We start from the raw sequence: 23,531 nt of genomic DNA, 5'->3' as shown, positions 1-23,531 counted from the left end.
TCATTTAGGATACACAATAGCATATTCAATCTCGTTCATTATACTGAAGTCATTTGTAAATTCAAATTCTTCTTCGTATAGAGAAATCAGTTGGCAGAAAACAGTAACTTGCTCATCGAATGAAAGTTCTTTCTCATATGGGTATCGTATAACAAAATTGAAAAGATTATTTCCGGAAGCGATAAAACTATTCTTTACTTCTTCAAGGTTAATTTGTATTTCTATTTCTGTCTCTTCCTTCAATAGATCGGATGGCAAAGCCGGAGCCAAAGACACTTTTTGCTTCACTTTAGAGTGTTGTTTCGCATTGGCCTTGCGAATGGACTCGAGAACTTCATCGTTACCAAGATAGTCCAGGGATAACTTTAATGGATAAAACTTTCTCTTTTCAAAAATAAGATTCTTATTTGCAGCTAATACACGCTCCATATCTGTATCATTGCGTATGGTAAATTGGTCTTTCAGATATTTTAATTGACGCACCTTCTCTACAATCCGGCTTTGATATTGAACTTGATTCAAATATTCAAGAATCTGTTGCTGTACTGAAATTATATTATGGTTACACTCATTTAGTTGTATTTTAAGATGATGGATAATATGCAGTAGTTCATCATCTAATGCTGTTTTGAAAAAGGTTTGTTCGTCTTCTTCGTTTATTAGTTTCTCGATCGATTGGATAAACAGCGAAAGATTATCCCGTTTTTTATCGAGTGATTCAAGTTTGGCCTTCTTAATTTTGTAGTTAGGTTCATTTTTGAATGTATTGTCGATATTTCGTTTTAGATCGACCACATTTCTCAGCGTAAGAATCCCCATCTTTCTTAATGAACTTTTTATTGTTCGTAGATAGCTGTACTTGCGATGCTCATTATTTTCTTTGAAATAATAATTGATATTGTCTTTTAGGTGTTGAATGTTGGAGTCTATCAGTGAGGTGTTGATTTCTTCGTTCACTTCGAGTATTTGTTCGAAAAACTGTATGAACTGGTCGTCAATCTCCAAGAAATTGCCATTTTCTCTAATGACTGAATAGTCGATAAGAAAACGAATACGGCTATCGTCATATTCAACTAACTCTAAAGCATAATCGTATTTATAAGAGAATGTCTTCCGTTTCTCGAACATCTCAGTTAATAACGTGCGTTCCCGAGCTAACACACTAAGTAGTTCTTTTATATTAGAAAAGGCGTTCATCTGATCGTAAAATTATGAAATTATTTTTTTATAATTCCAAGAATATAATTCCCCATTTAGTTATCTGAAGTTTCTGCTTTTAAAGTCGGACAGGATAACAATGGGAGAATATGGTATTGCTTATTTGTTCTTCTATTTTCATAAGTTCTTCCTCAGGAAATCCAATAATATCCCTCAGATTATTCCAGCACATTAATATATATACAATTCTCCTCCAACATCATTTGCAAAGACAATAATAATTGTATTTATTAGATCGGCATTCCCCTGAATAACTTCTTTGAATTCCAAGGGTCTGTCTTCATTTTGAGAAATAATTTGTTTGAAGTGCATGAGTTTATAATTTTATCTATTATACATATTATGCTTTAATATTAATTGTTTCTTTGGTTAAGAATGAAATCTCGCATCAAATTTACAGACTCTTCTAACTGATCAAATGTATATCTATTGTTATTAGTGTTTTCAGGGTGATGGATTTGATGCCTTATGTATTCTGTTAAAATAACCTGTATGGGTTGAATTCCTCCTCCTCTTTGTATTTTATTATAAGTAATTGTGGCTTTCCCGGCTTTATAGTCTGACAATAATTCTTCTATTTCTATATATCCATACAGTTCATTATGATATTCTTCTGTTAAATCTCTGAAAGCGATATAGTTTATTTCATTCAAAGATGGATATGGTAGTTGATTAGGAATTACTGATTGAACGCATCTGTTATTCTCTTCATTTTGAGAAATAAGGCGCAAATTACAGAAATCAAGCCCTTTTACAACAACAGAACTGTGTGTTGTTAATATAACTTGTATATTAGGGATTCTGGATAACTCCTTAAGTGATTTTATTAATAATTTTTGATGTTCGGTATGTTGTGATGTTTCTGGCTCTTCTATAGCATATATAACTGATTGAGAAGTTCCATTTCGTTGTTTTCTTTCTGCTTCCGCTCTAAAGAAGTTCAATAATATTAATCGCTTAACACCACTGCCTCTTTTATTTATAGGAATATCTTCATCTCCACAAATAGACACTTTTTTAAAAATATCACTCCAATTCAGAGCACTTGAGTGAGGAATCATAGGGCTAAGTGTTGATGCAATTTCAGGATTCATTTCTCGCAATCTTTCTAATGTCCCATTTGAAACATCTATTAATTGTTCAAAAACTCTCTGTGAAACTGTTTCCAATAATGATTGTATTTCAGAATCAGCTATAATCTGTTTCACGGCTTCTTTCAATGGATCCTGTACTTCACTATCCCCATCACTATTCTTCCTATCAGATTGAAAAAGTGAATATATTGGTAAATATAACTGTATCTTTTCCTAAATATTTTTAGCATCTTCTTTTGATGTATCAATTTCAATCTCCTGAAGTAGCAAGTCATCTCTAAAATGATTCCATATAGCACATCTCATTGACGCATTTAAGGTTTGATTCTCACATTCAATACTATTTGTCTGAATTATTTTTCTGTAATCAGTTTGCTTTTTTAGAAGAAGATCTGCACAATTAGGATTAGTCGGATGATTAGCTCTAATAAATACTTTAGCTGAACCCGCATTAGAATATTTTTTGATTATTTCTAAACAGCCCTCGGAATTCAACAAATATTCAACATTAAAAGATGTTTCATTCGAAGAATCTATAATAATATTTGCTGGTAATTCTGAAAAAATGGCAGTAATATAGATATCTTTATCTCCTTCTGCTAAAGCGGCTTTATTAATATCATCTTTATCAAGCTTCACGACGCCCTTCCCATCATTAAAAAAAATATCTAATGCTTCAAGTATCGTTGATTTACCAATATCATTTTTCCCAACAAATGCAGTCAAGTCTTCAATATTTATAGTGACTTCCTCTTTATAACGTCTGAAGTTCTTAATTTTTAGTTTTACAAGTTTCATATTTAATTTAACCTATTCTATGTTGTTAAAAGTGTCATCATTCAGCTTCTGTTTTTCAGGCTTTCGTCTTTATTATCAACGAGCAAATCGGTCTCATTCATTTACCGTGTATTCACAATCTGATATAAAGCTTAGAAATAGAGGTTGAATCCGATTCATAGTTGCTTACAATCCTAAAACGTCCGTCTAGCTTCTCAGAAAGTCAAGTTTACTTAATCTTTCTTTCTTGTAGTGCTTCCTTTATTCGGCTTATTTTATTGTATATAATAAAAAACAAATATAAAATTTTAACAGGATATATGAGTAAAGAATAGTGTATATAAATCACTTACTTATGAAAATCTTATACACAACCGTATCAAATAATTTCTCCCATCTTTTTTCGATATAAGAAGTTCTGTTTCCCAAGGAAGTAAATCTCCTCCTGACATTGAATCCATGTGTGATATATTTACTAAAAAAGAGCGATATTCCGAAAAAGGATAATTTGAGAATATTTCTTCCAAAGACACTATGGTTTGGGAGCTCGTCGGTATTTTATCTTTCAAATAGTGTTTATAACCCGACATTCTTTCTCTATAAATAGCATCGTCCTATTCAACTATTTATATACAGGTTTTATAATGTGTATATTTAGATATTGGCTATTTATATTTGATCTGTTGAGAGCGAAAATACTCTAAGCTTTTGATGCGATCCCTAAAGCACATTAAAATACAATTAGCTTCATTAATTAATTACATGCAATCAAATCCATTGAGATATATTTAAAATATATTTTAGTTATTACTGTAGACTACTATTTTTCAAGATATTCTAAAACCACTAATCCCAAAAGATGTGGTATGTTGTAAATTTCAGGAGAGAAGTTAATAACATAAATTCAAATATAAACTGTAGCTATGATATTATCTGAAACTAGAAAATAAAGAATGTTAACATTCATGAAATAGCCTACAGCTTACTTAAAATCCTTATCTAACAACTTTTCCATTTCTTGACTAATCTTAAGATCAGTGACTTTAGCATAAATTTGAGTTGTCTTCATATTGCTGTGTCCAAGCATTTTAGAAATGGTTTCAATCGAAATGCCATTTCCCAATGTAACTGTTGTCGAGAATGAATGCCTAGCTACATGGAAAGAGATTTTCTTGCTTATTCCACAAATATTAGCAATTTCTTTGAGATATTCATTCATTTTTTGATTACTGTTTATAGGGAATATTGCTTCATCATTATATTGTCGTTCATATTTCTTAATAATTTGAAGTGGTATTTTTAGTAAAGGGATGTGGGCTGATTGATGCGTTTTATGGCGATTAATTTTTATCCATAAACGATTGTCAAACCCAAGCTCTATATTAGACCGAGTTAAGCTACATAAATCAATATATGAAACCCCAGTGTAGCAGCTAAAAACAAATATATCACGTACTTGGTCAAGCCTACGTGTGGCAAATTTTTTGTTCCATATTGCATTTATTTCCTGTTGGTTTAAATAAACCCTTGTTGTTTTTTCAAAAGAAATATGGTAGAGGTTAAATGGGTTTGTTTTAATAATGCCTGTATCAGTAGCATAACTAACAATAGTACGAAACCTTTGAATAAATTTTGTCGCAGTATTGTGGCTACATTTATATTTTTCTTGAAGAAAAGAGAAGAACAAATCTATGAACTCGGGTGTAATCTTATGCAACTGAATATCTGAAATTCGATATTGATGTTCCATAAATTCTATTAATCTTTTTAATGTTAATTCGTATCGAGTATAAGTTGCATGCGTAATCGTGTTTGGAGCTAACATTTCGTAATGTTTATTATGCCTTTTAAATTGGTATCTCAATGTAGATCCCTCTTCGTTGGATAAAAAAATATCCCGAATTTTAGAAGGCTGTACATAATCATCATTTCCTAATAATCGGGAATATGCTGTATATAGCTGCATTCTAATTTTATCGAGGTTATTGTTTACTTCTTTAGCTTCAGCTGATCTGCCCATGACTTTTTGTGCTTTTTGATCCCATTTGAGAGGCTCTATCTCAATCCGACTATAGAACTGTACTTTCTCTCCACCAATAGTGATGCGAATCATTATTGATGCGAATCCATTCTTTTTAACCTGATATTTTCTAATAAAATAGAGAATGCTTAATGTACTTTTCATAATATTCTGATTTTTAGTGATAATCAGAAATATAATAGATATAAGATAATACTCTAAATAAAAATAGAACGATCCTTCATGTTTTACCTATTTGTAACCTAAGAATAATACGATTTTCTAATATTTAGACTTTATATTAGAACGATATATATAAGCATATATGTTTGATATATAGGCTGTAAACTCAAAAATAGTTCCTGAAAATGGGCTTCGTTTTATAGGAACGATTTAGGAACTAATCTTTTGGCTAAATGTACCTAGACGAGGGGGCTATTCATTGTAACTGATTGATATACAGCATAAATTCACGCTTGTGATTAGGTTCGGATCTAAAAAACAAGCCCTATAAACCATTGATTTATAGGGCTTTATCTTTTCAGTGATCCCGCTGGGGCTCGAACCCAGGACCCCATCATTAAAAGTGATGTGCTCTACCGACTGAGCTACGGAATCTCCGGTATTGCTTTTCTTGAAAAGCGAGTGCAAAGATACGAATCTTTTTTACTTATCCAATAGCTGTAAGCGAAAATTATAACCAGCTTGTATTTTCATGACGGAATTACATGCCCGGAGGTCTTCCTCTAAAGCCGCCTGATGCCCTTCCGCCAGGCCCAGGACCTTGTTGCATGTTGCCCATATCAGACATTTTTGCACCGCCCTTGAATAGCTGGAACTTATAGACGAAGCTCGCCATGAAATATGCAGGCAATGTGCTTGTAACTGTTTGGGTAAACGCTCTTGGATCTGTCGATTGAGAGATGTTAGCTCTTTGTTGCAGGATATCATAGAACGTCAGTTTTAGGGTTCCTGTTCCGTATGATTTCTGCTTGACGTTTATAGCAAAGTCTTTGGATACTGTTGCGTTCCATATCCATTGATTCAGTTTATATGTCGATTGCGAGCTGTTATTAGCCGAATAAGTAATATCAGAGTCGATCATAAAACCATAAGGCAGATAAGCATTTGTGCTGAACGTACCTCCATAGCTCAATATTCTTTGATCATCTTGTCCGGAAAGGCTGTTTGTTGTGTTAGAGTAATTTACATTTCCCCTGAGCATAAATTCCAGAGAACTGTTATCTGATGTCTGTGTAAGTATATCGGTTCTGAATCTCATACCTAAACTTTCGCCGAAACCGATAGTTTTTGCTGTGTTTTTGGTTGCATCAATATAACCATTGTTATTGTTGTATTGGGTAAAGGTCATTGTATTAACCGAAAATTTCTTATTACGCAAAGGTGTATTGTAGATAAGTCTCAATTGTGCGTTCCAGTTTCCATTTATATTGTCATACGTTGTTTCCTTTGTTCCGGATTCGAGTCTGTATGTCTTTTGTACAATATCATTGGTCGAAAATGTAAATCCTCCGAAGAGCATTAATGCACTCGATTTTTCAGGATTAAAGTTTTGGAAACGGATTCTGAAGCGATTAGAGAACGAAGGTTTTAGATCCGGATTACCATAAGTTATATTAACAGGGTCGGACTCATCCCTTACATCGGATAGTTGAGTTGTTGATGGTTGATTGGTCGACCCATTATAATCCAACCTTAGATTATGGCGTTTACTCCAAAGGTAGTTGAACTGTGCTACCGGAGCAAAGTTGACTACATTATTTGATACATACGATGTCCGGCTGGTAGTTGTAGTCCAGCTTTTTGAACTTGATGGCTGGACGGCAACCCCTATCGTATAATTGTATTTAGGGCGTACCGATTTGAAGTTTAATCCTATTTCCTGATTCACGAAGTCGTTCTCTAGTTTCCGTGTAGCTGTTGTATCTACTACAGTGTATTGCTCGTATTCATCGAGGTTATAAGATTTTTTGTCAGCTTCCGAGTGGTTCTTTCTGTATGTATAATTCAATTGGATAAAATTATTCCTGCCTATTGGTTCAACATAAGAAACGTATGCCCTCCAATTGTATCCGTTGTTTTCTTGTCTCGATTTTCTATCTATTATTTGCAGCGAGTCTCCGGTTTCTGTTTTGTAGTTAGTTTGAGACCAGGTCATACCATCATTCTTTAGATCATTGAACCCTCCTGTAAGGCTTAAGCTTAATACCCGTCCGGGTTTTCCAAGCTGACGGCTTATTTGTAGTCTGGCCGATGTCGAACGGCTATCCCCATTAGACCAGTTACTGGAGCTACCCCAGTTCAATGTATCTACTTCGTATCTCACTAGCTTATCGCTGTATTGGTTTGAAGTATTGCTGCCTATTTGTATATTGGGTGTGAATATTATTTTTGTAAGGGTGTCGGGAGTCCATTCGAAACGCAAGTCGGCGCTGAAATTATCACTCTTATTATTACCCCAGCTTTTCGATTCGCTAAACTGGTTTCCTTTTGGGTCATTCGAATTATATTCTTCTTTATATGAAGATGCTTCTACATCATTACCTGCATGTCCGTAACGGATATTACCACCCCATTTAAGTTTTGGAGAAGACGTGATGGCGAAGTTAAAACCTCCGTTCGATGATTTGGTAATACCATTGTTCCCTCCAAAGTTGAGGCCGCCTGAGCGCATTCCCCTGAACGAAGTTCCGGCATTGTCACTGAAGCCCTCGTTGTTTGTATTATTAGAACCACCGATGAAAGTGAACTGATTGTCGTTAAGCATATAATTTACAATGCCACTAACTCCGTAGCGGTCTTTATTTCCTAAACCTCCGCTGGCATTACCGAATACTCCTTGTTTCATCCCTTTCTTTACAGTCAGGTTGATAACAGTTTCTTCTTCTCCATCATCGAATCCGGTCATCTGAGCCATGTCCGACTTCCGGTCCAATACCTGAAGTTTATCTACCATAGATGCCGGCAGGTTCTTGGATGCCATTTTAGGGTCGGAACTGAAGAACTCTTTACCGTCTACCAGTATTTTGGTGATTTCTTTCCCGTTGATTGTGATCTTTCCTTCCGAATCTACTTCAGCTCCGGGCATCTTCTTTAGCAAATCTTCTACAACGGCACTTTGTTGCACTTTGTATGAATCTGCGTTGTATTCGACAGTATCGCCCTTTACTGCTATTTCGGCAGCTTTGGCTGTTACTACGGCTTCGCCGAGCAATATGCCATCATCGCTGAGCATGATGTCGCCGAGAGCAGCGGATTTCTTTCTGACATCGGCATTTATGAAAGTTTGCTTATATCCGAGAAAAGAAATACCGACGATGTATTGACCCGGTTTTACCGAAATTGAAAACTGTCCGTTATCAAGAGTTGATGTTCCTGATACATAAGTACTGTCTTTTGCGTTCAGTACCCTGATTCCGGCTTGCCCGATAGCCTCTTTGTCTGATTTATCATACACGGTTCCGCTTATTCTCAAGTTGGATTGTGCATTTATTGTAATACCGGCAAACAGTAAAACAATTACAGTAAATATTACTTTTCCCATTAGATTATTTATCTAGAGTTCTTCTTTTAAGATATAAAGACTTATATAAACCAAAAAGGTTTAATATTATGTTCGAATTTTTCATTTTTTAACACCATATCTTACATTTAAGGTGACAGAAGTGAACATTTAGGTGACAAAAACTATACATGTGTGTCACTTTTTGTATACTTTGCTTACTCGCTATCTGGTTTGTTCTCAGTTGATAAGAATCTAAAAGGTGACAAAGGTGACAAAAGTGACACCTTTTTTTGATTTTTTATTTTCACTTTTTCCGAAAAGATATTAACGATAAATAAAATTATAGACTTATCTGATGTTCTGATATTTGAACAACCTGCCTCTTCTGTATCCATTTTACTGATAGATAAAAAAATAAGAAAAAGCTGTTTATGCAGGAAGTTAATTCTGTGTGGATTTTACGTTTTATTAAACCGATAATGGCTTTTGCTGATGTTTTTATATTTAATTTTGACACTTTGCAGGTATTTATGCGTATATTGTATTGAAATCGTAATATTTTCACATAAATATCTTAGTCGTCTATGGCTAATTTTACATTTTAATTTATCCCGGGAAATAAATACAAGGTTTTAGTACCTTAAAAACAAAATTTTATGAAAAAAATAATAGGAAGTGCATTGCTTTTGGCTCTATGCTTTTCTTGTTCGCAGCAACGCTATGCTGTTACCGATATTCAGGCGCAGCGTTATCCCCTGATTGCTGCTAATTATTCAAATGCTCCTGAAATGGAGAAGGTTGTAAATAAATATAAAGGTATGCTGGATCAGGAGATGGGGCAGGTAATAGGGGTTTCGACTCAGGATATGACCTATGACCGTCCCGAAAGTCTGCTGACGAACCTGACATCGGATGTGATGGAAGCTTATGGTGAGAAGTATACGAACGGCAACTGCGACCTTGCGTCTGTGAATGTACATGGACACAGAGCTAATCTGGGAAAAGGAAATATTACGGTAGGTAATATGTTCGAGATATATTCATTTGAGAATACCTTGGTATTGATTAAACTTAAAGGCAGTGATCTAACGGAGGCATTCGAATCATATGCTAAAATAGGAGGTGCGGGGATTTCATCTTCGGCACGGCTCGTTATCAAAGACGGAAAACTCATCAGTGCTACCGTAAAAGGCAAACCGGTTGATCCCGACAAGATATACACAATCGTAACCCTCGATTATCTGGCGGACGGAAATGACGGAATGGATGCCTTCAAGAAAGCAACTGAGACGATTGAACCCGGCATTACCCTACGTGATGCTATGATAGATTATGTAAAACAGCAGACAGCAGCCGGCAAAGAGATTACATCTGTTCTGGATGGGCGCATCACCGTTGAAAAGTGATATGCGCTTTAAGAAGAATTCGTTATTGAAAGTAATAAGACTAAATTATAGACATGATGTTTACTAATAAAATAAACAGGTTGAAAACCTCCAGATATTTGGTGCTGATATTGATGGTGATAAGCACTTCGATTGTTTTGAATGCCCAGAAGAAGCTGGTTATTATAGGTACAAACGATACTCATAGCCGTATAGAACCACTGCCTGCGAGTGATAAGAGTTATGCAGGGATGGGTGGGGTAGTTGCCCGCGCTACATTTATCGATCAGGTGCGTGCTCAGAACCAGAATGTTTTGTTATTTGATGCCGGAGATTTTGTACAGGGAACACCTTATTTCAATCTGTTCCACGGACGTACAGAGTCGGATGCAATGAATTTGATAAAATATGATGCCGGAACACTGGGAAATCACGAGTTTGATTACGGTTTGGATACCTTAAAGATGATAATAAAACGGCTGGATTATCCGGTTGTTAACTGTAATTACGATTTTTCGAATACAGCTCTCAAAGGGATGATAAAACCTTATATTGTGCTGAAGAAGTTTGGGTTAAAGATCGGGGTAGTTGGTGTAGGGGTCGACCCCGAAGGGCTTATCCAGAAGAACAGGTACGAAGGGATGATATTCAAACCTGCAGTAAGTACAACCAACTTCTATGCAAAGATTCTGAAAGAGAAAGAAAAGTGTGACATTATTATATGTCTTTCACATATAGGTTATTCCGACGATATTATTCTGGCCGAACAATCGAAGAATATCGATGTTATTATTGGAGGTCATTCCCATACCTATATGGAACAACCCGATGTGCGTAAAAATCTGGATGGTAAAGAAGTTGTTATTTTCCAGACCGGAAAAAATGGCTCATACATCAACAAATTTGAAGTGGAATTAGATAAAGTCAGAAAATAAATATGTTCAAAAAGCTAACACTCAATATTACATTTTTATTATTAGTTACAATATCAGTTTTTTCAAAAAATAAGATTGAGCCTACTTTGATGAAGCAGGCTGACAAGTACAGGATGCAGCAGTGGGTCGATTCTGTATATAACCAGATGACCCCTGATGAACGGATCGGGCAACTGATAATTATCCATGTTCCCGGCGATAATACAGATGCTAACAGAAAGCGGATAACTAACCTTGTTAAAAATATTTATGCCGGAGGAATTCTTTTTTCGAAAGGGACTCCTACCAATCAGGCAGAGTTGACCAATCTGGCTCAGTCGAACGCTAAAATACCCCTGATGGTTACAGCCGATGCAGAGTGGGGGTTGTCGATGCGCCTGTCTAATACAACGCGTTTCCCAAAAAATATGATGCTGGGGGCGGTTCGTGAAGATACGTTGATTTATCGGTACGGACTGGAAATGGCCAGGCAGAGTAAACTGGCAGGTATTCAGGTCAATTTTGCACCCGATGTCGATGTAAATAGTAACCCTGATAATCCGGTAATCGGGATGAGGTCTTTTGGCGAAGACCCCGATAAAGTGGCAGAGTGGGGGATCGTTTATGCAAAAGGTGTGGAAGACGGTGGGGTTTTGCCCGTAGCCAAGCATTTTCCCGGACATGGCGATACTTCTGCCGATTCTCATAAAACTTTACCACTGATTACACATAATAAAGACCGGTTGGATGATATAGAATTGCTACCATTCAAAAAGTATATTAAAGAAGGTTTGGCGAGTGTTATGATTGCCCACCTAAATGTCCCTGCATTAGATGCATCGGGTGCTCCCAGTTCTTTGTCGAAGCCTGTAATAACCGATTTGTTAAAAAATGAAATGGGCTTTACCGGTTTGATCTTTACCGACGGATTGGCAATGCAGGGTGTCGCAAAAGAGACGGATATGAGCCTTAGGGCATTGCAGGCCGGAAACGACTTGTTGTTGGGGCCGATTTATCCCGAAAAGGAATTTAATGCACTAAAGGCTGCTTTTGAGTCGGGATCATTATCCGGAGACTTGGTCGAGGAGCGTTGTAAGAAGGTGCTTCAATATAAGTACTTATTAGGCTTGAATAATTATAGCCCGATTGATGTGCTTACTTTAGAAAGCCGGCTGAATACTTCTTATTCCGAATGGCTTGCCCGTAAGCTGAACGAAAAGGCTATGACTTTATTGAAGAATGAAGATAAGGTAATTCCTTTCAAGAATTTGGAGAAGCGTAAAATAGCGGCGGTTTCTTTAGGTGCTCCTGCTAATAACTCTTTTCTGAATACGTTAAAACAATACGGTGATGTAACTTGCTTTTCGGCAACCAGTGCGGCTGATGTAGCTAAAATTAAATCGCAATTGAGCGGTTTTAATACTGTGATTGTTTCAATTCATACTACCGGCGCTTTCAGTAATTCGGCTGTTGATAGTCTGATCGAGGGTAAAGAGAGTGTGGTTACTTTTCTGGTTTCGCCTTATCTGATGTCAAAATATACCCAATCGATAAAAAAAGCTTCAGGAGTACTGATGGCTTACGAAAATACTCCGTTCGGGCAGGAATATGCCGCTCAGGCTCTTTTTGGAGGGAATGCAGTACGCGGAAAGCTTCCGGTTACGGTAGCAGGGCTTTATGATGCCGGAACGGGGATTAAGACCTCGAAAATAAGGTTGGCTTACAATCTACCCGAAGAAGTCGGTGTCCGCTCATCAAAACTGGATAAAATCGAAGATATTGTGAAAGAAGGAATCGCAGCACAGGCTTTCCCGGGATGTGAGATTTTAGTAGCTAAAGATGGTGTCGTTATTTATAACCGGGCATTCGGTTCTTTTCAGTACGATAACAAACGTCCGGTAACCGAAAGCGATATCTATGACCTTGCCTCTATGACTAAAGCTTCGGCCACCATCCCTGCGATAATGAAGTTGTATGACGATAAGAAAATAACTTTGCAGACCCCTCTCAGCACTTATGTTAAGCAATTACAAAATACCGATAAAAGTAATATTACTATTCGTCAGGCTCTGTTCCATGAGACAGGGCTGCCGTCTTTTATTCAGTACTATCTTCCGGCGATAGATCAGGATAGTTATTCGGGGCGGTTGATAAGTTATCGTCAGATAGATGGTTATCCGGCACTGATTGATAATGGAGCATGGGCGAGAAACGATTTTAAATACAAGCCGGATTTGATTTCGACAACTTCTAAACCGGGATTTACAAGGCAGATTGCCGATAATTTGTATATAAACGATGTATATAACGATACTATTGTACAACGTATAGCCGATAGTAAATTACGGGCTAAGAAGTCTTATCTGTATAGTTGTCTCAATTTTATGTTACTGAAGGAAGTAACGGAAAAGGTTTCGAAGACCGATTTGAATACTTTTTTGCAGGACAATTTTTACCGGAAGCTAGGGGCGACTACAACTACTTACAATCCGTTAACGAAGTTTGATAAAAGTGTAATAGCCCCGACAGAGCAAGACGATTTTCTCCGTAAGCAGTTGTTGCAAGGATATGTGCACGACGAAGGTGCTGCTTTTTTAGGAGGTATATCGGGTAATGCAGGTTTGTTCTCCAATGCCAACGATTTAGCAAAGCTATTTCAGATGTGGTTGGATGGAGGTACTTATGGCGATGAACGTTACCTTAGTAAGGAAACGGTCAGGCTGTTCACTATGACAAAGAGCCCGAATAGTAGGAGAGGGTTAGGATTTGATAAGCCTGATATGCAAAGTTCGAAGTCGAGCCCTACTTCGCCATCTGCTCCGGCAAGTGTATATGGACATACGGGTTTCACCGGAACATGCTTCTGGATTGATCCGGATAATGACTTAATTTATATCTTTCTGTCTAACAGGGTAAACCCGTCAAGGACTCATAAAGAACTGATGAAACTCAATATCCGTCCGCGTATTCAGGAGATAATTTATAGTGCGATAAAGTGAATTTTTTTATAAAAGGTGTTGCATATGTAAAATTTTGTCCTACCTTTGCACTCGCAATCACAATAATGGTGCCATAGCTCAGTTGGTAGAGCAAAGGACTGAAAATCCTTGTGTCCCCGGTTCGATTCCTGGTGGCACCACTTTTAGAGAAAGCAAAATAAGATAAAGCGGTGAAATTTAATGAATTTCACCGCTTTTTTGATGTTTGTCAATGTTTTGCGTAATAGTCCATTAGTCGGTAATAAGTAGTTTTATAATGTTATTCTTTCGGATTATTTAACTGTACAAAAGTCGGTTGATTGCGGTCTGCGGAAATCCATCCGTCTTTAAACATTAGTTCGACTACCTGTATGGATGAACGCCGCTGATCAAAGCCGTCTTTGTTTTTGTCCTCGCCAACTCTTCCCGGATGGGTGAAATAATAAAGATAAGCTCTATTATCGGAGATAACGATTTCCCCGTGAAGCGCAGCAGGAATATCGTCTATACCGGTTCCGGTTCCGTCGGGCATTAACTTACCTCCGGGTTGCAGTTCCCATTTCTCAGCGTCGGCAGAACGGAGCGTGGTAAATCCAAGCCCGTCACATAATATCATCCAATAGTAATCTTTCCAATTGAATACGATAGGTCCTTCGCCTTTTTGGGAAAGAACTCTTACCGGTTCGCTCCAGTCATACAGGTTTTCACTCGTCATATAGTAAAATGTGGAGGCTCCGCCCGTAGGATCTTTATAATACATCCTCCATGTACTGTCAGGCATTCTGATAACATCGGCATCATAACTTCCGGCAGGAAGGTCGAACTTGCGGACGTATTGCCAATCGCGCATATCCCCGCTGACCAGGTGGGCTATATAGCCGGGAACCACTCCCCAACGTTCTGCCACACCGGGCTGTATGCTGAGGTACATATGCCATTTGCCGTCATTTCCGGCAACTACATCCGGCGCCCATAAAGTCGCATTTTCGCCTCCTGCTTCTTCCGGAAGCTCCGGGAAGTTAGCCGTTCCAGCATATGTCCAGTTAGCACCGTCTGTAGATTCGGCTATGCCGATGGGTGTTTTAAATACCCAGCTTACTCCCGGAAGATGGGTTTCGGTCGCCCGGCGATTGGTATAATACATCCACCATTTTTTAAAAAACGGATTCCAGATAACAACCGGATCAGCCGCACCGTCATATACCGGATCACGAAAAGCGGGCTTCGGTGCCAGTACCCCGGCGGTATATTTGAAATCGTGGAAACGCACCGTTTGTTCTCCCGTTGCTACGATTCCGGGCCGTAGCGCGAAGAATCCCCTGTGGTTATTGTGGTGCATACCGGATACATCGAGATTTTCCGATACGGTTTCCCACTCCCGGCCGTCACCACTTACCTGTATAGTACAAATATCCTGCTGATTGATAATTTTTACAAAGAAATGTTTGCCGAATTTGTTCACGACTTCCTCCTTCTCATCCGCGCTTTTATAGATAGTAAAATGTGTTCCGTCGGAAGTAATCCCGGCGAAAACATTGTCGCGGTAAAATAGCACTAACCCTCCTGAATTATTTTCTTCTACAGTTACCTCGGTTTGTATCTGGTAATTTTTATAAGGAGCCGTAATCAACAGCAATCGTCCGTTTCTCGGCGTAGTTCCTTTGCCTTTCATATAAAGGCTGTTGTTTTCGAGTAAAAAATTCTGTTCGTCATATCTCCCCCAGGTCGTCCATTGTATTCCGGGCTTGTCCGATGAAAAATCATCGGATAATTCCATACCTGAAAAATAAGGGTCACTCTTTAGTGAGGCGCGATCTTTATCCAACAGGAACCATCCGTCCTCCGTCCATTTTATAGGATCGATCAATGTCTGGCGGCCGAGCGTATGGCTGTCTTTTTCGTAAGCGTGGTAAACGATCCACCAATTCCCCTGGGCATCATCGACTAAAGTTCCATGGCCTTTCGACCACCATTGTTCATCGGCGGAATAAGTATGGATAATGGGGTTATACGGTGAATTTTCCCATGGGCCTTTTGCGCTTCGCGAGCGTGCCGAAACAACCATGTGGCTGGTCGCCGGCCCTGCTGTACCGCCTTCGGCACTTGTCATATAGTACCACCCATCTTTATAAGTGAGTTTGGGCGATTCGAGGCAGAAACATTCTACCTCCCAATCTCTTGGATATTGCCACCCCTCGTAAGTTTTAAAAGGTTCACCAGCAATCGCTAATCCGTTGTCAGTAAGCTCCACCATCATCCCTTTACTAAGGTGAAGGTAACGTTTACCCTCCTCTCCAACGACATGTCCGGGATCGATAAGCCCTGTTTTCAGGTCGATGGGGCTACTCCATGGCCCTGTAATATTATCTGCCCAGATTACATAATTAGTCCCGTTAGACGGGTAATAAATATAATATTTGTCTCCGTGTTTTATCAGGTCGGGAGCATAAGCGGAACCCGTTATCGCTGTCATGGTACGAGTCAACGGCTGCCAGTTTACAAGATCGGTAGAGTGCCATATTAAGAACCCCGGAGCATAAACAAATGCGGAATGGGTCATATAAAAATCATTTCCATCCCTCAGTATTGTCGGGTCGGCATAATCGCCCTTGAGAATTACCTTCGGATATCCTCCGTCCGCAGAATGTACGCCCGGAATAAACGCCATCAGGCATAAAATCATTAAAAAACACTTATTCATATCGTTCAAATTATTATTTATTAAAAGACATTTCCAATCCCCAATGTTTACACAAACTTTCCGCCTCTTTTTTTGTAAGGTGCACCACCGCGCCATGTTTAGGCATTTCAAAATTTGTGGCTTTCATAACCCCTTCGTTAAAGCGTCCGATGTTAGTAAATGTTTTAAAATCCGAAGTCTCTTCAAATCCGAAATTTGGCGGCCTTAGTCCGTAAATATCATACATAAGCACCCATTTATCTTCACCGATGCGTTTCCAGACATTGGGAGCTTCAACTTTGAGTTCTTCCGAATCGACCCATTTCGGATCGTACTGATAGCCGCTGTTGATCCGGTCGGATACTGCCTGTTTTATTCCCGGAGTACCGTCGTGAGGGACATAGAACAGATGATATCGATTGCCGACTTTGATAATATCGCCATCTATATACGTTAAATCTTCCGGGTATTCGAATAAAAGTCTGGGTTCGGTAAGTAAACGGGTAAAGTCCACATCGGCATAGGTATAATATAGTTTATCGTGCCCCGTCTTAAAGCGCATTGTGTAATAGATCATCGGCTTCCCTTCTTCCTCATCCCAAATGGTTTGGGGTGCCCAGGCGCTCCCGATATCGTCATATCCGGTAAAAGTTTCGTCGATGCTTACGTTTGCTCTTGTCCAGTTGATAAGATCCGGCGATTTCATCAAAACAAAACCCCGGTTATTTCCCCATCCGTATTCCTCACGGGGTCGTTCCCATTCAGTTTCCCGGAATCCTTCACGTTTTGCGTAAATATGCAAATCCGTCATGGCCAGATAAAACATATTATCCCCGCCACGCATTATATGCGGATCGCGTATCCCCCGCTGCAAAGCTACTGTATCGCCGGCTATAACAGGATTGCCGTTATTTATGTCGGTAAAACTGTATCCATCGGCACTGATCGCCATATGCAGGCTGTGGTTGCTGTCCTTGAAATAGACAAGTAGATAAGCTTTCATGTCTTTCTCCTGTGGGAATTTGGATTCACCGGATGAAGCACAACCTACGAGCAATAAAAGCAAAGCAGGAATGAGCAAATTTCTTTTTCCAATTGGTTTCATGTTACATTTATTAGGTGTTACAGGTACTGCAAAAATAGAAACGCCCCATCGAAATGGGGCGTACAAATGTTGAAAAAGACGTCACTCTGGTTGAATGATTATCTAATCTGTCGTTTTTTTACGCTGTTTGAATGAAGCTATATATTGAGATGGCTTAATTCCGAATTCTTCCTGAAAACACCGGCTCAAATAACTGGAAGTGCCAAACCCTACACGGTCTGCTGCTTCCGATACAGTACAGCCTTCTTCTAATAACCGCGCGGCGCGTTTCAAACGAATAGACCGTATGAATGAGGTAGGGGTTTTGTCGATAATCGACCCTAACTTCCGGTAAAGTCCGGTTCGTTCCATCCCCAAATCTTTGCTCAACTGCTCTACTGAGTAATCGGAATTGTCGATGTTTTGCTCTACGTAGTCCAATGCCCTCTGAATAAACTTTTCATCGGAAAGCGATAAGGGTTTTTCATCGGATGGGGTAATATCTGTGGAATTATCTTTTTGCTCTTTCTGCCGTTGCAGTATTTTTTGCATACTCACCAAGAGGTCTTTCAGGTTCAGGCCCTCCGCTGGTGCAGGTGTAAGAGTGTTTTCCGATAATTGGGAAACGAGTTCCTGAAGGTCTTTCGCGCTGTTATGGATTTGTTCGTCAATCAACTTGCGCTTTTTCCACTCCGAATAATAATATAAAACAATGCAGATAATCGCAATTATGATGAATATGTATATTACATAAGCGAATGTTGTTTCATACCATGCAGGTAAACGTCGAACAACTATTTTTATACTGTTATCTCCCCAATATCCGTTCTTATCAGTAGCCTTAACGTATAGAACATATTCTCCTTTGGCAAGCCCTGTAAGAAAAATATTGTTTTGTCCTTCCAGCAGGTAATTCCAATATTCTTTCTCTTCGTTATAGCGAAATGCATACCGGATATTTTTAGCATTCAAATGGTCGGGAGTTGAAAAAAACAATTCGATATTCTGTTCTTTAGGCTGCAAAGTGATTACTTCCTCTGAATAGCCTGTCAATCTCACATCCCCGTTTACTTTAATCGAAGAAAGTTTGACGGGAATATTAGCGTTTGTCGTATTAAATCTGTCATAATCCGGGAAAGAACAAAATCCGTCCGTCCCTCCGACATGAATAATTCCTTTTTCGTCTTTGTATAAAGAAAGAAAGTTATTCATCAATACAGATGGATCAGAATTATATACAACGTTGGTTGACTTAGTAACGGGATCATATATAACGATCCGTTGATCCGTCAAAATCCAGATATATCCATGATTATCTGCTTCGATAGCAAGAATGGCATCACCATTCAATGCACAATCCTTTGTTACGGATACTATTTCTTTTCCACCGGGAGCATAATAATATACGTTCCCCTGTTGAGTTCCTGCCCAGATTATAAAATTTGGAGCTTCGGTTAATATAGAAAAATTCTCCTCTTTGTGGTAATTATATAATGTATCATCCGGCTGCACTATACACAGTCCTTGTTTTTCCGTTGCCAAAAACACCTTTCCGTCAGATGCGACAACAATATCGTTTACTATGCCGATGTCTCTGACTACATTGGATAATGCATGTAACCGAAGATCATATTTAAAAAGATTATTGCTGGTACCGATCCATAGATTTGAGTCTGAATCTTCATGTAGGGTGTGTATTCTGTCGTCATATGGCAAACTGATAATATACTCGGAGCTTACAGTTTTACTGTACGTAAGTCGCATAACAATTGTGTCGTTTGCTACCGAAAAAATTCCATTACCATTTTTAGACTGTTCCAGTAACGGGGATATTTTTTTACCTTTAAAACCGGGTAATTCCGAAATAGACAAAAGCCCATTATCCGCCGAATTACACAAATACAGTCCGGTTCGCCTTTGAAAAAACCAGTAATCACCATCATCATATACAAACGAAACAGGAGATGCCGGATACCCGTAATTCTTTTCCATCTTGGGAACGGTATAGCGAACTGCCTGGTTTTGATGGAAAGAAACAATGAAAGTGTGCGGATAGTATGCCGGCACCCAGATATTTCCAGCCTTGTCACTGATTATCTGATTCAGTATCTTTTTTTCCGAAGACAATATGTCCGGTTCTTCGACCGGATACAATTCGTTTGTCACCGATACTTTGTATATATATAAATTATCGGTTGTTATTGTCCATAGATAATTCAGGATGCTGTCCTGAGCCATACCGTTGATATATCTCCTAGAATCATCTGATTCATAAAAAGCGGGACTCTCAGAAAACATATTTTTATGATTTTCCGCACCCGGATCAAACCGGACAATTCCTTTACCCCATGTCGAGATCCAATAACTACCGGAATTGTGATCCTTCATAATGTATGTAGGGCTATCCTCGAATGGCCAGTTGCACGATACAAAGTCATTTTTTTCCATATCAAACCTGAATAGCCCTCCCCGCCACTGTACGATCCATATATCGGATAAATTATCTTCATAAATCTGAGAAACCGATCGGAACTCTCCATTCCATCTAACGGTATACGAGTCCAATCTTTTTTGATCTGCATCGTAACGGAATAGCCTATTCCCGGCAGAAACCCAAAGTGTTCCGTCTGAAGCTGACAATATCGCATCTATCGCCCAACGCTCAATCTCTTTATCTTCGAGCGAAGTAATGCTGTAATCTTTCTTGTCGAGAATATATAAGCCCCGTTTTGTGCCGAACCAAATCTTGTGCTCATTATCTTCCGTGATGCAGGTTATCCAATTACTTTCCAGTAAACGGGGCGTGTGAAAATCCGATCTGAAAACAGTGACTGTATATCCGTCGTCACGACAAAGGCCTCCTCCTTCCGTTCCGTACCACATATATCCCTCGGAATCCTGAAAGACTCTGTATATCTGAGCCATGGGAAGTTGTTTCTGTGTTGGCAACTCCGTCAAAACCATATTCTGTGTTATTGCCGGAGAAGCAATACAAAATAGAAAGATAAATATTAAGTATATTCTGTGAGGCTTCATATGTTTCTGAATACCAGTATCCAAAAATAGCATTTTTCTCTTTGCGTTTTAGTCTTTTATTTTTAATCATTGTTTAAAATAATCGTAATCTTTGTATTGACATACAGAAAATGACAATAATATTATCGGACAAAATACCGAGGAAAACACTATGTTTGTTCACTTTGTGGTCGTTTTGATGTTTTTTAAAGTGTTGTATATGTGATGGTTATTCGGTGTTGGTCGGCCCTGATGATATTATTGGTGAAAAGAGTAATCGGTTGTAAGGTAGAGTATTATGAGGGGGTGTTTCTTTTTAGTGATAATTTTTTAATCGGATCAAAGATGAACCGGTAACATTGTAGAAATGTTGAATTATATGAATAAATTCGTTATTCTAAATTCCTACAAAATTGGACGTATAATTTTGAGTAAAAACTAGGATTATGTGGAAATGGTACGCTATCCTTTCGGCAATTTTTGCTGCTTTAACGGCAATCTTTGCCAAAGTCGGAATCAGGAATATTGATTCTAACCTGGCTACTGCTATACGAACCTGTATAATCCTGCTCATTACATGGGGGATTGTTATTACAGGTAATAGTCTGGGAGATATAAAGGAGCTAAGTAAAACGAACTGGCTGTTCCTTATTCTATCAGGTGTGGCTACCGGATTATCTTGGTTATTTTACTTTAAGGCTCTACAATTGGGGGACGCTTCTAAAGTAGCACCCATAGATAAGATGAGCGTGGTAATAACTATATTCCTCTCGTTTATAATACTAAAAGAGCCTGTCAGTTGGAAAGTCATATTAGGCGGACTTTTAATTGCAGGAGGTTCACTTGTTATCTTAACCGACAAATAAATACAGTATGAAGATTTTATTGATAGAGGATGAACGAGATTTATCTAATAATATAGTAACCTACTTGACCTCAGTTGATTACTTGTGCGAACAGGCTTTTACATATAGCGAAGCTATAGACAAGATAGATATATATACATACGACTGCATTCTGTTAGACTTAAATCTGCCGGGAGGAGATGGGCTAAAGATTCTTGAAACAATAAAAGAACGTAATATAGACAGTGGAGTTATTATTATATCGGCCCGGGGATCCTTAGACGATAAAATAAAAGGATTACTGATTGGAGCGGATGATTATCTGGCAAAACCGTTTCCTCTGCCCGAGCTTAGTATCCGGATTTATGCCTTATTACGTAGACAACAATTCTCTCACAACAATACATTAGTATCGAATGGGGTTGTTATTCATCTCCTCGCAAAGACCGTATTTATCGGCGAAACGGAAATCCTATTAACTAAATCGGAATATGAATTGTTATTATTCTTGGTTGGAAATAAAAATAAGGTAATATCGAAAAATGCAATTGCCGAACATTTGTCTGGAGATATGGCTGATATGCTTGATAGCCATAGTTTCGTATATGCACATATAAAAAATCTGAAATCGAAATTGCATGATGCAGGGTGTGAGGGATGTATCAAAACGGTATATGGAACCGGATATAAATGGGAAGAAGAAAATGACTAGCTTACTAACTAAAAGTTCGAGATTGTTTTTGGTATTCACGACAATTATTATGTTGTGTTGCTTTCCTCTGTTCTTCTTTGTGATGGAAGCTTTGTATGCTGAAGATCTGGATGAGTTAATAGAATTTCGCAGCGAACAGTTTGTAAAAGATGATTTGCCTTCCCTTAAAATATCTGATATCGAATATTGGAACAGATTTAATGAAGATATGAAAATCTATCCTTTCGAAAATACATATCCATTGAATAAGGTTGTACAGAAGCCATTTTACAGTCAGGCCGAAAAACATGAAATAGACTATCGTATATATTATAACAAAATAAATATTGAAGGAGAACCCTATGTCTTTATGTCCCGTATTGCAATGATTGAAACAAAAGATTTGTTGCGTACTCTTGGTATTCAGTATCTACTATTCTTTGTCATAATTATTATTGGTTTATTAACTCTTCAGCGTATATTGTCCCGACGTTTATGGAAACCTTTTTATAATAGCCTGAATGAAATAGAAAACTTCAAACTTGAAAAAGGAAAAGTTCCGGATTTTGAGAAGACTACAACCACTGAGTTTGTGCGGTTGAATAATAATCTCAGGAAGTTCATGCAAGATAATATAACAAGTTATAATCAGCAAAAAGAGTTTACCGAGAATGCTTCGCATGAATTGCAAACCCCTCTGGCTGTGTTTCAGTCTCAACTGGATCTCCTTCTGCAAGATTCCAGTTTGAACGAATCTCAGATGAATGTTATAGAGTCCCTTTATGATGTATCTTCCCGGTTGACCCGATTAAATAAGAACTTATTGTTGTTATCGAGAATAGATAATTCTCAGTTCAAAGAAACTATTACTATTGATCTCAGCCAGTTGTTAGAACATCAGCTGACGTATTTTAAAGAGCTCGCATCTAATAATAGAATTACATTAGTTGTAGATATTCAGAACCCTTTGATAATTACAGCTAATAAAGTATTGCTGGAAAGTTTAATAAATAATCTGATTTCAAACGCTATCCGGCACAATTACGGTGGAGGACTTATAAATATCGAAGTTAAAGATAATACTTTCCAGATTAGTAATAGTGGCGGTAAGTCTTCGTTAAATAAAGATAAAGTATTCCGCCGGTTTAGCCGTACATCCGAAGAGAGAAAGGGAAACGGTTTAGGATTGTCAATTGTAAATCAGATATGTAAGTTGCATGGCTGGGAAGTCGGGTATAATTACACGGATGAATTACATCGCTTTTATGTTATTTTCCTGCACACCTAAATTCTAAATTTCTCCA

11 protein-coding genes, 2 tRNA genes and 2 pseudogenes are annotated in these 23,531 nt (G+C 38.2%); 7 read left to right on the top strand and 8 right to left on the bottom strand.

Annotated elements, in window-relative coordinates:
• From BUC12_RS03905 to BUC12_RS03880, 5 genes and pseudogenes are all read right to left on the bottom strand, one after another.
• A complete protein-coding gene (locus BUC12_RS03905) occupies positions 1–1,197 on the bottom strand; it encodes a hypothetical protein (RefSeq protein ID WP_062176677.1) in 1,197 nt (398 codons plus the stop codon).
• Positions 1,198–1,571: 374 nt separating this feature from the next.
• Positions 1,572–3,110 (bottom strand): annotated as a pseudogene (locus BUC12_RS03900) (ATP-binding protein).
• Positions 3,111–4,071: 961 nt separating this feature from the next.
• Positions 4,072–5,274 carry a site-specific integrase gene (locus BUC12_RS03890; RefSeq protein WP_062176683.1) on the bottom strand — a complete coding sequence of 401 codons (1,203 nt, stop codon included), beginning with the start codon at positions 5,272–5,274 and terminating at the stop codon, positions 4,072–4,074.
• Between the two features lie 380 nt (positions 5,275–5,654).
• Positions 5,655–5,727 (bottom strand) — tRNA-Lys (locus BUC12_RS03885).
• A 106-nt stretch (positions 5,728–5,833) separates the two neighbouring features.
• Entirely contained in the window at positions 5,834–8,674 is a 2,841-nt protein-coding gene (locus BUC12_RS03880; protein WP_062176687.1) for an outer membrane beta-barrel protein, read from the bottom strand.
• Between the two features lie 617 nt (positions 8,675–9,291).
• On the opposite strand from BUC12_RS03880, the gene BUC12_RS03875 reads away from it, so the two are divergent.
• From BUC12_RS03875 to BUC12_RS03860, 4 genes are all read left to right on the top strand, one after another.
• A complete protein-coding gene (locus BUC12_RS03875) occupies positions 9,292–10,041 on the top strand; it encodes a 5'-nucleotidase C-terminal domain-containing protein (protein WP_062176690.1) in 750 nt (249 codons plus the stop codon).
• 53 nt (positions 10,042–10,094) lie between these two features.
• Positions 10,095–10,955, top strand: a complete 861-nt coding sequence (locus tag BUC12_RS03870) for a bifunctional metallophosphatase/5'-nucleotidase (RefSeq protein ID WP_087880238.1) — start codon at positions 10,095–10,097, stop codon at positions 10,953–10,955.
• A gap of 2 nt (positions 10,956–10,957) precedes the next feature.
• Positions 10,958–13,933 (top strand): glycoside hydrolase family 3 N-terminal domain-containing protein, encoded by a 2,976-nt coding sequence (locus BUC12_RS03865; RefSeq protein ID WP_062176692.1) that lies wholly within the window; start codon positions 10,958–10,960, stop codon positions 13,931–13,933.
• A 67-nt stretch (positions 13,934–14,000) separates the two neighbouring features.
• Positions 14,001–14,073, top strand: a tRNA-Phe gene (locus BUC12_RS03860).
• A gap of 119 nt (positions 14,074–14,192) precedes the next feature.
• Here the strand turns inward: BUC12_RS03860 and BUC12_RS03855 are convergent.
• From BUC12_RS03855 to BUC12_RS03845, 3 genes and pseudogenes are all read right to left on the bottom strand, one after another.
• Positions 14,193–16,613 carry a family 43 glycosylhydrolase gene (locus tag BUC12_RS03855; protein ID WP_157257495.1) on the bottom strand — a complete coding sequence of 807 codons (2,421 nt, stop codon included), beginning with the start codon at positions 16,611–16,613 and terminating at the stop codon, positions 14,193–14,195.
• 13 nt (positions 16,614–16,626) lie between these two features.
• A pseudogene (locus tag BUC12_RS03850) lies at positions 16,627–17,652 on the bottom strand (glycoside hydrolase family 43 protein); the annotation flags it as partial.
• A 147-nt stretch (positions 17,653–17,799) separates the two neighbouring features.
• The gene (locus BUC12_RS03845) at positions 17,800–20,601 is read right to left on the bottom strand and encodes a ligand-binding sensor domain-containing protein (protein ID WP_175552602.1); all 2,802 of its coding nucleotides are present in this window, start codon (positions 20,599–20,601) and stop codon (positions 17,800–17,802) included.
• 536 nt (positions 20,602–21,137) lie between these two features.
• Here BUC12_RS03845 and BUC12_RS03840 point away from each other — a divergent pair.
• Genes BUC12_RS03840 through BUC12_RS03830 form a run of 3 tightly spaced genes read left to right on the top strand, consistent with a single transcriptional unit; the run spans position 21,138 to position 23,515 of the window.
• Complete coding sequence (locus tag BUC12_RS03840) at positions 21,138–21,557, top strand: EamA family transporter (protein ID WP_062176704.1); 420 nt, start codon at positions 21,138–21,140, stop codon at positions 21,555–21,557.
• Between the two features lie 7 nt (positions 21,558–21,564).
• Positions 21,565–22,248 carry a response regulator transcription factor gene (locus tag BUC12_RS03835; protein WP_062176707.1) on the top strand — a complete coding sequence of 228 codons (684 nt, stop codon included), beginning with the start codon at positions 21,565–21,567 and terminating at the stop codon, positions 22,246–22,248.
• Positions 22,211–23,515, top strand: a complete 1,305-nt coding sequence (locus tag BUC12_RS03830; protein ID WP_175552601.1) for a sensor histidine kinase — start codon at positions 22,211–22,213, stop codon at positions 23,513–23,515. Before BUC12_RS03835 ends, BUC12_RS03830 begins: the two co-directional genes overlap by 38 nt.
• Positions 23,516–23,531 lie beyond the last annotated feature (16 nt).

Origin of the sequence: Indolivaga macrotermitis, from assembly GCF_900128985.1 — a bacterium.
Classification (GTDB): Bacteria; Bacteroidota; Bacteroidia; order Bacteroidales; family Dysgonomonadaceae; genus Dysgonomonas_A; species Dysgonomonas_A macrotermitis.
Note: the sequence above shows the minus strand (reverse complement) of the source record. Positions and strands in the feature narration are given on the sequence as shown.